This is a genomic window from Amycolatopsis sp. NPDC104863 (genome assembly GCF_055582965.1).
The window spans coordinates 925,997-938,765 of sequence record NZ_JBVJOW010000003.1; the positions used below are offsets into that span (position 1 = coordinate 925,997).

At 73.9% G+C, this 12,769-nt stretch carries 4 protein-coding genes; 1 reads left to right on the forward strand and 3 read right to left on the reverse strand.

Annotation, left to right across the window (positions count from 1 at the left end; all coding sequences use genetic code 11):
- The first annotated feature begins 7 nt into the window (after positions 1 to 7).
- Positions 8 to 9,466 (forward strand): SDR family NAD(P)-dependent oxidoreductase, encoded by a 9,459-nt coding sequence (locus tag ACZ63J_RS20795; protein ID WP_465402408.1) that lies wholly within the window; start codon positions 8 to 10, stop codon positions 9,464 to 9,466.
- A gap of 82 nt (positions 9,467 to 9,548) precedes the next feature.
- Here ACZ63J_RS20795 and ACZ63J_RS20800 read toward each other — a convergent pair whose 3' ends face one another.
- From ACZ63J_RS20800 to ACZ63J_RS20810, 3 genes are read right to left on the reverse strand one after another with little or no spacing between them, the layout of a single operon-like run.
- Positions 9,549 to 10,316, reverse strand: coding sequence for an ABC transporter permease (locus tag ACZ63J_RS20800; RefSeq protein WP_465311404.1), 768 nt, complete (start codon positions 10,314 to 10,316; stop codon positions 9,549 to 9,551).
- Positions 10,306 to 11,268, reverse strand: coding sequence for an ABC transporter ATP-binding protein (locus ACZ63J_RS20805; protein WP_465402407.1), 963 nt, complete (start codon positions 11,266 to 11,268; stop codon positions 10,306 to 10,308). Before ACZ63J_RS20805 ends, ACZ63J_RS20800 begins: the two co-directional genes overlap by 11 nt.
- Positions 11,265 to 12,671, reverse strand: a complete 1,407-nt coding sequence (locus ACZ63J_RS20810) for a glycosyltransferase (protein WP_465402405.1) — start codon at positions 12,669 to 12,671, stop codon at positions 11,265 to 11,267. Before ACZ63J_RS20810 ends, ACZ63J_RS20805 begins: the two co-directional genes overlap by 4 nt.
- Between the last annotated feature and the right edge of the window lie 98 nt (positions 12,672 to 12,769).

Sequence of the window (12,769 nt, forward strand, 5' to 3'; positions counted from 1 at the left end):
GGCCGTCATGACCGAGGACAAGAAGCTCGTCGAGTACCTGAAGTGGGTCACCGCCGACCTGGCCAAGACGCGCAAGCGCGTCGAAGAGCTGGAGGCGGCGGAGCCGGAACCCGTGGCGATCGTCTCGATGGCCTGCCGCTACCCGGGCGGGGTCACCTCGCCCGAGGGACTGTGGGACCTCGTGCTCGACGGCGGTGACGGCATCGGCGCGTTCCCCGAAGACCGGGGCTGGGACCTGGGAGGTCTGTTCGGTGACGAAAGAGGACGTTCGTACGTTCGTGAAGGCGGTTTTCTCGACCGCGCGGGCCGCTTCGATCCTGGGCTCTTCGGCATCTCCCCGCGGGAGGCGCTGGCCATGGACCCGCAGCAGCGCCACCTCCTCGAGGTCTCCTGGGAGGTGATCGAACGCGCCGGCATCAACCCGCTTTCGCTGCGTGGCAGCAAAACGGGCGTGTTCGCCGGCGTGATGTACCACGACTACGGCCAGGGGGCGCAGTTCCCCGAAGAGGCCCTCGGCTTCCTCGGTGTCGGCACCGCGGGCAGCGTGCTGTCCGGGCGTGTCTCCTACACCCTCGGCCTCGAAGGCCCCGCGGTCACGGTCGACACGGCGTGTTCGTCGTCGCTCGTGGCGATGCACTGGGCCGCGCAGGCCCTGCGCGCCGGGGACTGCGAGCTGGCCCTCGCCGGCGGGGTCACGATCATGGCGACCCCGGGGTCCTTTGTGGACTTCTCGGCCCAGGGCGGCCTCGCGCGGGACGGGCGGTGCAAGTCCTACGCCGAGTCCGCCGACGGGGTCGGCTGGGCCGAAGGGGTCGGTCTCGTCCTGCTGGAGCGGCTGGCGGACGCGCGCCGCAACGGGCACGAGGTCCTCGCCGTGCTGCGGGGTTCGGCGGTCAACCAGGACGGCGCGTCCAACGGCCTCACCGCCCCGAACGGCCCGTCGCAGCAGCGGGTGATCCGCCAGGCGCTGACGGTCTCCGGGCTGACGGTGTCCGATGTGGACGTCGTCGAAGGGCACGGCACCGGCACCCCGCTCGGCGACCCGATCGAGGCGCAGAGCCTGCTGGCCACCTACGGCCGTGGCCGTGAGACACCGCTGCTGCTGGGTTCGGTGAAGTCGAACATCGGGCACACCCAGGCGGCCGCGGGCGTCGCGGGGGTGATCAAGATGGTGCAGGCGATGCGCCACGGCGTGGTGCCGAAGTCGGTGCACCTCGACGAGCCGTCGTCCCACGTGGACTGGACGGCGGGCGCCGTCGAGGTTGTCACCGAGCACACGCCGTGGCCCGAGACCGAGCGCGTCCGCCGGGCGGCCGTGTCGTCGTTCGGCATCAGCGGCACCAACGCCCACGTCATCCTCGAACAGCCGGAGCCCGTCGAGCGGACCGCCACCGAGGCGCGTCCCGGGGTCCGCGCGTTCGCCGTCGCCGGACGCACCGAAGCCGCGCTCGCCGCCCAAGCCGCCCGCCTGCGCGAGCACCTCGACACCGCCGGCGCCGAACCGGCGGACGTCGCGTGGTCGCTGGCGCACTCCAGGGCCGCGCTCGAACACCGCGCCGTGATCGTCGCCGAGGACCCGCGCGAGGACCTCGCCGCTTTGGCGGCCGGTACCCCCGGCCCGGCGGTCACCACCGGCGTCGCCGACGTCGACGGCCGGGTCGTGTTCGTCTTCCCCGGCCAGGGCGCGCAGTGGGCCGGTATGGGCGCCCGGCTGCTCGACGAGTCGCCGGTGTTCGCCGCCCGCATCGCCGAGTGCGAAGCCGCGCTGGCGCCCTACCTCGACTGGTCGCTGACCGACGTCCTGCGGGGCACCGCCGCGCTCGACCGTGTCGACGTCGTGCAGCCCGCGTCCTTCGCCGTCATGGTCGGGCTCGCCGCGTTGTGGCAGGCCCACGGGATCACCCCGGACGCCGTGGTCGGGCACTCCCAGGGCGAGATCGCCGCGGCCTGCGTGTCCGGCGCGCTCAGCCTTCCCGACGCCGCCCGCGTGGTCGCCCTGCGCAGCCAGGCCATCGCCCGCCGGCTGGCCGGCGCCGGGACGATGCTGTCGGTCTCCGTGCCCGCCGCCGACGTCGAAGCCCGGCTCGCCCGGTTCGAGGGCAAGCTGTCGGTCGCCGTGGCCAACAGCCCGTCGTCCGTCGTGGTCGCCGGCGACCCGGCGGCGGGGGAGGAGCTCCTGGCCGAGCTGACCGAGGCCGGCCTGCGGGCCCGCCGCATCGACGTCGACTACGCCTCGCACTCCGCGCACGTCGAGCTGATCGAAGACGAGCTGGCGACCGCGCTCGCCGGGCTGAAGCCGCGTCCGCCGGAGATCCCGTTCTTCTCCACTGTGGACGGTGAGTGGGTCGACACCGCCCGGCTGGACGCCGGCTACTGGTACCGCAACCTGCGGCAGCGCGTCCGGTTCGAAGAAGCCATCCGTGAGCTGCTTTCCCTGCAGTACCAGGCGTTCCTGGAGATCAGCTCGCACCCGGTGCTCAACGTGCCGCTGCAGGAGATCGCCGAGGACGCCGGCGCCCGCGCGGTCGTCACCGGCACCCTGCGCCGCACCGACGGCGGCCTCGACCGGTTCCTGACCTCGGTCGCGAAAGCGCACGTCCGCGGGGTCAGCCCGGACTGGGCGAGCTTCCTGGCCGAGGGCGCGACGGTCGTCCCGTTGCCGACCTACGCCTTCCAGCACGAGAACTACTGGCCCGAACCCGCGCCGGCGGGCACCGCGGACCCGGCGGAGGCCGCGTTCTGGACCGCGGTCGACGACGCCGACTTCACCACGCTCAGCAGCACCCTCGACGTCGAAGAGGACGCGCTCACCCGCGTGCTGCCCGCCCTGTCGTCGTGGCGCCGCCGCCGTGATGAACAGTCCGTTGTGGACGGCTGGCGGCACCGCGTCACGTGGAAGCCGGTGCCCGCCGGGACTTCCGCGCCCGGCCGCTGGCTCGCGCTGGTTCCCGAAGGCCTGGACCTCGCGCTCGACGTCGACTGCCTGGTCGTGGCCCCGGACGCCGACCCGGTCGAAGTGCTGCGGGCCGGACTCCCCGGCGAGTACACGGGCGTCGTCTCCTTCCTGGAACTCGACGGGACGACGTTCGCCACGACCGCGGCTCTGACCGAGTTCCTCGCCGAAGCCGACCCGATGCTGCCGCTGTGGGCCGTCACCCGGGGCGCGGTGTCCGTCGGCCGCTCGGACCCGCTCGCCGACCCCGCGCGGGCGGCCCTGTGGGGCGCCGGGCGTGTGCTGGCCCTGGAATACCCGCGTGCCTGGGGCGGGCTGATCGACCTGCCCGAGACCCTCGACGAACGCGCCGCCGCCCGGTTCGCCGCCGCCCTCGGTGGCGCGGAAGACCAGGTCGCCGTCCGGGCGTCCGGGCTCTTCGGCCGCCGGCTGGTGCACGCCGCGGCCGGGGGCGCCGCCGAACCGTGGCGCCCGCACGGCACGGTGCTGGTCACCGGCGCCGGCGAGGGCTTCGGCGCGCGTGTCGCCGAGTGGGTGACCGGGTGTGGCGCCGAGGTCGTGACCGGCGTCCCCGAAGACCGGCCGCTGACGGCCGTCCTGCACACCGCCGGGATGACCGGCGACCCCGACGCGTGGGCCACCGCCGTCGAGCTGGACAGGACCCTCGCCGACACCGAGCTGGAAGCCTTTGTGCTGTTCACGTCGGTGAGCGCGGTGTGGGGCGCCGAAGGCCAGCGCGACCGCGCCGCCGTCGACACCGGTCTCGAGGCACTCGCCCGGCACCGCCGTGACCGCGGCCGCGTGGCGACCGCCGTCGCCTGGAGCGCCTGGGCCGACACCGGCGTCGCCGAAGACGAAGAGACCGCCGGGTTCCTGCGGGCTCGTGGCCTGCCGCCGTTGCCGGTCGAGCAGGCGCTGCTCGCGCTCGGGCAGGCCGTCGCCCACGACGACACCGCCGTGGTGCTCGCCGACGTCCGGTGGGACCGGTTCGTCCCGGCCCTCACCTCCCGCCGGGACGGCACGCTGCTCGACGAGCTGCCCGAGGTCCGCGCGCTCGCCGACACCGGTTCAGGCGACGTCACGGCGACGTCGGGGCTGCTGGCCCGGCTGCGCGAAGCCGACCCGCGAGAGCGGGAGAACCTGCTGCTGGACCTGGTCCGCGAACAGGTCGCCGGCCTGCTCGGGTACGCGGGCGCGGCCGCGGTCGAGCCGCGCCGTCCGTTCAAGGAGCTGGGCTTCGACTCCCTCACCTCGGTCGAGCTGCGCACCCGGATCAACGCCGCGACCGGCCTGGCCCTGCCGGCCACCCTCGTCTTCGACCACCCGCGCCCGGACGCCGTCGCCCGGCTCCTGGCCGCCGAGCTGCTCGGCGACGAGGAGCAGGCCGTCGCGCCCGCCGCGGCCGGGGTGCTCGACGGCGACCCGATCGTCGTGGTCGGCATGAGCTGCCGCTACCCCGGCGGGGTCCGCTCACCCGAGGACCTGTGGCGGCTGGTCGCCGACGGGACCGACGCGATCACGGAGTTCCCCGGCGACCGCGGCTGGGACCTGCTCGGTCTCCAGGGCGGCGCGTCCTACGTCCACGAGGGCGGCTTCGTCGACGGCGTCGCCGACTTCGACGCCGGGTTCTTCGGGATCTCACCGCGGGAAGCCCTGGCGATGGACCCGCAGCAGCGGCAGCTCCTGGAAGTGGCGTGGGAGCTGTTCGAACGCGCCGGTGTCGACCCCGAAGGCCTGCGCGGCAGCACGACCGGCGTCTACGTCGGCGGCTCCGGCAACGGTTACTCGCCGCCGCCAGAACTGGCCGGGCACCTGCTGACCGGGGCCGCGACCAGTGTCCTGTCCGGCCGGATCTCCTACCTGTTCGGGCTCGAAGGCCCGTCGGTCACCGTCGACACCGCCTGCTCGTCGTCGCTGGTCGCGCTGCACATGGCCGCGCGGGCGCTGGCTTCGGGCGAGTGCTCGCTGGCCGTCGCCGGCGGGGTCACGGTGATGGCGACGCCCAGCGCGTTTGTCGAGTTCAGCTACCAGGGCGGGCTCGCCCCGGACGGCCGCTGCCGGTCGTTCGCCGAGACCGCGGGCGGCACCGGCTGGTCCGAAGGCACCGGCCTGCTCCTGCTGGAACGCCTGTCCGACGCCCGCCGCAACGGCCACCCGCCGCTGGCCGTGCTGCGCGGCACCGCCGTCAACTCCGACGGCGCGTCCAACGGCCTCACCGCCCCCAACGGCCCCTCGCAGCAACGGGTGATCCGCGCCGCGCTCGCGAACGCCGGACTGTCCACTTCGGACGTCGACGCCGTCGAGGCGCACGGCACCGGCACCTCCCTCGGCGACCCGATCGAAGCCCAGGCCCTGCTGGCCACCTACGGGCAGGACCGTTCCGAGCCCCTGCTGCTGGGCTCGGTCAAGTCGAACCTCGGGCACGCCCAGTCGGCCGCCGGGGTCGTCGGGGTGATCAAGATGGTCGAGGCGATCCGCCACGGCGTGCTGCCCCGGACCCTGCACCTCGACGAGCCGACGTCCCAAGTGGACTGGACGGCGGGCTCGATCGCGCTGCTGACCGAAGAGCGCGCGTGGCCGGAGACCGGCCGGGCCCGCCGGGGCGCCGTCTCGTCGTTCGGGGTCAGCGGCACCAACGCGCACGTGATCCTGGAACAGGCCGAGGAGACCGAGCCGGTTCCCGCCGCGGTCACCGGCCCGGTGCCGGTGCTGCTGTCGGCGCGCACCCCGGAACGGCTCGCCGCGCAGGCCGCGCAGCTCGCGGACTTCGTCACCACCCACCCGGATCTCACCGATCTCGCGGCCGCGCTGGCCACGACCCGCACCCACTTCGACCACCGCGCCGCGGTTGTCGCCGCCGACCGGGACGAGCTGCTCGCCGGGCTGCGCGCGATCGACGGGCCGACCCTCGCCGGGCCGGACGGCAAGCTCGCGATCCTGTTCGCCGGGCAAGGGAGCCAGCGCCTCGGCATGGGCCGCGAGCTGGCGGCGACGTACCCGGTGTTCGCGGACGCGCTCGACGCCGTGCTCGCGCACCTGGACGTCGAGCTCGACCGGCCGCTGCGTGAGGTCATGCACGGCGACGACGCGGACCTGCTCAACCAGACCCAGTACGCGCAGGCGGCGATCTTCGCGTTCGAGGTCGCGCTGTTCCGGCTCCTGGAGTCGTGGGGGATCACCCCGCACCAGCTGGCCGGGCACTCCGTCGGCGAGATCGCGGCCGCGCACGTCGCCGGCGTGTTCAGCCTCGCGGGAGCGTGCCGGCTGGTCGCCGCGCGCGGCCGGCTGATGCAGGCCCTCCCGGCCGGTGGCGCGATGCTTTCCGTGGTGGCGAGCGAAGAAGAGGTCGTCCCGCTGCTCGGCGACGACGTGGTGGTCGCCGCCGTCAACGGGCCGCGCTCGGTCGTCGTCTCCGGCGCCGAAGCCGCGGTGCTCGCGGTGGGGGAGCACTTCGCCAAGACACGCCGGCTGGCCGTCTCCCACGCCTTCCACTCACCGCTCATCGAACCCGCGCTCGCGGAGTTCGGCCGGGTCGTGGCGGAACTGGAGCTGGCGGCGCCGTCGATCCCGATCGTCTCGACCGTCGGCGGCGACGCCGACTTCACCTCCCCGGAGTACTGGGTGCGGCAGGCGCGGGAAGCCGTGCGGTTCGCCGACGCCGTGACAACTTTGGCCGATTCGGGGGTGACCGCGTTCCTCGACGTCGGCCCGGACGGCGTCGCCGCCGCGATGGCGGCCGAGAGCCTCACCGGCGGCGAGGTCGTCGTGGGCGTGGACGCCGGACCGCGGTCGCTGGTCACCGCGCTGACGAAGCTGCACCACGCGCGTGTGCCCGTCGACTGGGCGGAGTTCTTCGGCGGCGGCCGCCCGGTCGCGCTGCCGACGTACCCGTTCGCCCCCGACCGCTACTGGCCCGAGGGTTTCCACGGCGCGAACGGCGACCTGCGCCTGTCCGGCCTGCACTCCGCCGAGCACCCGCTGCTCGGCGCCGGGGTCGCGCTGCCGGAGTCCGGCGGGTTCCTGTTCACCGGCGCGCTGTCGCCGCAGCTGCAGCCGTGGCTCGCCGACCACACCGTCGACGGCGTGATCGTGTTCCCGGAGGCCGGGTTCGCCGAGCTGGCCGTGCGCGCGGGTGACGAGGTCGGCTGCGACCTCGTCGAGGAGCTCACCGTCGAGGTCCCGCTCACGCTGCCACCGGTCGGCGGGGTGCACGCACAGGTCGTCGTCGGGCCGGAAGGTCCGGCGGGGACACGGGAGCTGACCGTCTGGACCCGGCCGGAAGGCGCGGGGGAGCAGCCGTGGACGCGGACCGCGGCCGGCCGGCTCGCGCCCGGCGCCCCGGAACCCGCGGTGGACCCGGCCTGGCCGCCCGCGGCCGTGGAGCTCGAGCTCGACGGCTTTTACGAGGAGCACGCCGAGATCGGCGCGGCGTTCCGCGGCCTGCGGGCGGCGTGGCGCTCGGGTGACGACGTCTACGCGGAGATCGAGCTGCCCGCGGCCCGCCGGGACGACGCGGCCAAGTTCGGCCTGCACCCGGCGTTGCTGGACGCGGCCCTGCAGACCGTGACGCTGCTGGACCTGCCCCGGCGCCCGGCGACGGGCTGGACGCGGTTCGCGCTCCACGCCGCGGGCGCCGCCGCCGCGCGGGTCCACCTGCGCCGGGACGGCGACACGGTCACGCTTGTCCTGACCGATCCGGGCGGTGCGCCGATCGCGTCCGCGGAAGCCCTTTCGTTCGGGGAAGCCGCCGCCGCGCCGCGGCAGGGGCACGACTCGCTGTTCCACCTCGAGTGGACGCCGCTGCCGGAGGTGGCGCCGTCGGGCAAGCGGTTCGTCGTGTTCGGCGAGGACATGACCGACCTGACCGGCAATGCCGTGGTCGTGGTGCCGGTGGACACGAGCGGCGACCCGGTCGCCGCGACCCACCGGGCGACCACGCAGGTCCTCGACCAGCTGCAGTCCTTCCTGGCCACCGACGACGTCCAGGTCGTGTTCCAGACCGGTGACGGCCCCGCGGCCGCGGCGGTGCAGGGCCTGGTCCGGGCGGCGCAGTCGGAGAACCCGGGCCGGTTCCTGCTGGTCGAGGGGGACGCGGTCGACGTGGTCGACGCTGCCGTCGCTTCTGGGGAACCGCAGATCTCGGTGCGTGACGGCGTCCCGCACCGCGCCCGGCTGGTCCGGGCGCCCGCGGCGGACCGGCCGGAACCCGGCTTCGGCGACCCGGACGGCACGGTGCTCGTCACCGGCGGCACGGGCGGGCTGGGCCGGCTGCTGGCCCGGCACCTGGTGAGCCACCACGGAGTCCGGCACCTGCTGCTGGCCGGCCGGCGGGGCCTCGGCTCCGCCGGCGCCGCCGAGCTGGTGACCGAGCTGAAGGGCCTGGGCGCGGACGTGCGCGTCGCGGCGTGTGACACCGCCGACCGCGACGACGTCGCCGACCTGCTGTCCGCCGTGCCCGAGGCGCACCCGCTGACGGCGGTCGTGCACGCGGCCGGCGTCCTCGACGACGGCGTGGTGGGGTCGCTGACCCCGGCGCGGCTGAGGAAGGTGTTGCGCCCCAAGGTGGACGGCGCCTGGCACCTGCACGAGCTGACCCGGGACCTCGACCTGGCGGCGTTCGTCCTGTACTCGTCGGCGAGCGGTCTGCTCGGCGGTGTCGGCCAGGGCAACTACGCGGCGGCCAACTCGTTCCTGGACGCGCTGGCGGCTTCCCGGCGGGCGGAAGGGCTGCCGGCGGTGTCGCTGGCGTGGGGCCCGTGGGCGCAGGCGGACGGCATGGCGGGCACGCTCGCCGACGTCGACGCGCAGCGCCTCGCGAAGTCGGGCATGCGCCGGTTCACCCCGGAAGAGGGCCTGGCGCTGTTCGACACGGCGGTCGCGTCGCCGGCGGCGATGGTGGTGCCGGTGGGGCTGGACCTGGCGGTGCTGCGCGGCCACATCGTCCCGCCGGTGTTGGGCGAGCTGGTCCCGAAGACCCGCCGCACGGCCCGCATCGACGCCGACGGCGTCCGCTCGTTCGTCCCGAAGCTGGGCGAGCTGGCCCCGGAGGCGCGCGGCCGCGAGCTGCTGGAGCTGGTCCGCGAGCTGGCGGCGAGCGTCCTGGGCCACGGCTCCCCGGCGGCGATCGACGCGGACACGGGCTTCACGGAGATCGGCTTCGACTCCCTGACGGTGGTGGAGCTGCGCAACCGCCTGGGGTACGCGACGGGCCTGACCCTGCCGGCGACGGTGCTGTTCGACCACCCGAACCCCCGGGTGCTGAGCGCGCACCTGCTGTCCCTGCTGAGCCCGGAGCCGGTGGACCCGGCGGCCCGGGTGCTGGACGAGCTGGGCCGGTTCGAGCAGCTGGTGGCGGACCCGGCGCTGGCCCCGGAGACGGTGATGTCGGTGACAGCGCGGTTGCGGACCCTGCTGGACCGCCTGGGCGGCGACGAAGAGTTCCTGGAGTCCTTGGACTCAGCCGGCGACGGTGAGCTGTTCCGCCTGATCGACTCGGAGCTGGGCGCGGACTGAGCCCCGGCGCAGCACCGCCTTTGCACAGACACACAAAAGCCGGGCCGGGGAATGAATCCCCGGCCCGGTTTCGTGTGTACGGTCAGGCAGCAACCGCCTGGAAGGTGCGCGAGTTCCACCGCACCGCCAGCGCCGCCAGGGTGATGATCACCGCCGCGCCCAGCAGCGTGGGCACCAGCGGCAACGTCTCGCGGAAGCTCGCCCGGCTGATGTCCACCACGTACGCCAGCGGGTTGAACCGCGACAGCACGTACAGCCACATCGGCGCGCGGTCCGGGGTGATCGGCAGCAGGATTCCCGACAGCAGCGTCAGCGGGAGGATCACGATGTTCACGATCGACGTGAACGTGTCCTCCTTCCGCAGCTTCAGCACGATCGCGTCCGCGCAGCAGGCGATCGTCAACGCTGTCAGGGCCGTGATCAGCAGGACCAGGACCACGCCCACCACGCTCAGCGCCACGCCGAACACCAGGCTCGCCAGCAGCAGGATGATCACCCCCTGCACGAGCGACAGCGTCACCGACGGCAGCGCCTGCCCGAGGCTCAGCGCGGTGCGGCTCACCGGGGTCACCCGCAGCCGGTCGACCGCGCCCGCGCGGATGCCCGCCAGGAGCACGAACCCGCAGTAGACGCCGTTGGTCGCCGCGATCTGGATGATCAGGGCCGGGGTCAGGTCGACCCAGGACGTCTGGGCCGGCGTGCCCGGCGTCTTGCTCACCAGCACCGCCAGCAGCGGCCCGCACAGCACCAGGTACAGCACCGGCTGGATCATGCCCAGCACCAGGTACGGCTTGTTCCGCAGGGTCACCGCGAGCTCGCTGCGGTAGACCAGGATCGCGTCACGCAGCATCGGCCGCTCCTTCGCGCAGGCCCCGGCCGGTCAGGGCGAAGAACACGTCGTCGAGGGTGGGACGTCGCACGCGCAGCGCCACCAGCGGGATGTCCTGCTGGTCGAGGGCCCGCACCAGCGGTGACAGGACCTCCTCGCTGTGCGCGACCTGGAACCGCAGCGTCTCTTCCTCGCGCCGCAGGCCACGCACGCCGGGCAGCCCGGCCAGCAGCAGTTCCGCGTGGTCGGCGCGCTCGGGCGGCACCGTCACCTCGACGCCGTCGCCGAGCAGGCGGGACTTCAGCGCTTCGGGGGTGTCCTCGGCGACGATCACGCCGTCGTCGATGACCTGGATGCGGTCGGCCAGCGCGTCCGCCTCGTCGAGGTAGTGGGTGGAGAGGAACACCGTCACGCCCTGCTCGTCGCGCAGCCGCCGGATGTGGCTCCACAGGTGGGCGCGGCTCTGCGGGTCCAGCCCGGTGGTCGGCTCGTCGAGGAACAGCACCACCGGCAGGTGCACCATGCCCAGCGCCAGGTCCAGCCGCCGCCGCTGGCCGCCCGAGAGCGACGCGGTCAGCCGCTCCTCCAGGCCGTCGAGGCCGAGCTGGCCCGAAACCTCCCGGACGCGCTCGGTGGCGTCGGCCTTGTTCAGCCCGTACAGCCGGGCCTGCAGCATCAGCTCTTCACGGACCTTGCGCTCGTCGAGCGTGCCGCCGCCCTGGGCGACGTACCCGAGGTGCCGACGCACCCGCGCCTGCTCGGTGCGCAGGTCGGCGCCGGCGATCCGGGCCTGCCCGGCGGTCGGGCGCAGCAGGGTCGTGAGCATCCGCATGGTCGTGGTCTTGCCGGCGCCGTTCGGGCCGAGGAACGCCACGATCTCGCCGGGTTCGACCCGCAGGTCGACCCCGCGGACCGCGGCGACCTCACGGCCGTCGGAGACGAAGGTGCGGGCCAGGCCCGCCGCCTCGATCACCGGGCCGACCGGACCGGCTCGGCCGCGGCGTCTTCGTCGGCGACCAGCGCCAGCAGCGCGTCGACGGCGCCGTCCCGGCCCCGGCCCGGCTCGTGCTGCAGCCGGCCCATCTCCCGCGCGCGGGTGGTGAAGGACGGGTTCTCGAGCACCTCGGTCAGCTTCGCGGTGACGTCGTCGACGTTGATGCCGTGCGAGGACTCGACGATCAGGCCGACGCCGGTGTCACGGGCGCGCACCGCCTGGTCGTAGCCGTCGACGAAGAGCGGGCGCAGCAGCAGCGGCTTGCCGAAGTACAGGCTTTCGATGTACCCGTTGCCGCCACCGTGGGTGAAGTGCGCGCGCACGTGCGGGTGGGCGAGGACGTCGAGCTGCGACGGCAGCCACTGCTCGGCCCGCAGGTTCGACGGCAGTTCCGCCGCCGGCGGCAGCAGGTGCCACGACTCCTTCGGCAGCCGCCAGAGCACGGCGTGCTTGCCTTCGAGCCGCCGCGCGACCTCGACGAGCCCCTTCACCTCGTCGCCGGTCAGCCGCACGACCGTGCCGAAACCGATGTACACGACCGATTCGTGCCGGTCGAGCCAGCCCTTGACGTCCTGCTCGTCCGGCAGCTCGGGCAGCGGCGGCACGATCGCGCCGAGCATCCGGAAGTTCGCCGGGATGTCCACCGGGTACTCCAGCTCGGCGAGCGAGTAGACGAGCACGAGCGCCGCGTCGTCGATCCGCGCGGTGTACTTCGCGGCCTGCCGGGAGACGCCGAGCTCCTTGTTGGACTTGACGTACTCGACAACCCTCTTGCGCAGCAGGGAGTCGGCGACGAACAGCGTCTTGCGGCGGAACCCGAACAGCGCGTTGGCCCGGCGCTGCTTCGGCGTCATCTCCAGCGGCAGCCCCGAGTGCGGGACGGGGAACCCCTTGGGCAGCTTGGTCAGGTGGTTGCTCACCGAGAACGGCACGCTCACCACGTGCGGGATCCGCAGGGTCACGGCGAGCTCGAACCCGGCGTGCAGCAGCGAGTCGACCACCATCGCGGCCGGCTCGACCTCGCGCACGACCTCGGTGAGCGCGCGGTAGGCCTGGTCGCGGAAGCGGGTGTCGAAGGTGTGGCGCATCAGCGCCTTGTGCGCTTTCCAGCGGGACTTCTGGGTGACGGCGTGGTAGGTCTCGTCGTCCCACGAGCCGGAGGACAGCTCGGGGATCGGCGCGCCGAGCGACCGGAACCGCACCGGGGTGCCGGTGCCGTCGGCCCCGATCGCCTCGACCTCGGCGCGGCGGTTGTCGAAGGTGGCGAAGTAGAGGTCGGGCACGCCCCGCCGGGACAGCTCCGCCGCGAGGACCAGCAGGGAGTTGACCAGCCCGCTGTCGGGTGAGCTGACGAACAGGATCGGACGCCGTTGTCGGCTCATGGGGAAGCACCTTTCCTCGGCGGGAGCACACGGCCGTCGCGACCGTAACGCCGGCCTTTCCGTGAATCACCTACATTCCGCGACCCCGCCGGCGCCGA

Excerpts from the sequence above, each read along its gene's own strand:
- ACZ63J_RS20810 (WP_465402405.1), bottom strand. The coding sequence starts at position 12,671 with ATGAGCCGACAACGGCGTCCGATCCTGTTCGTCAGCTCACCCGACAGC.
- ACZ63J_RS20800 (WP_465311404.1), bottom strand. The coding sequence starts at position 10,316 with ATGCTGCGTGACGCGATCCTGGTCTACCGCAGCGAGCTCGCGGTGACC.
- ACZ63J_RS20795 (WP_465402408.1), top strand. The coding sequence starts at position 8 with ATGACCGAGGACAAGAAGCTCGTCGAGTACCTGAAGTGGGTCACCGCC.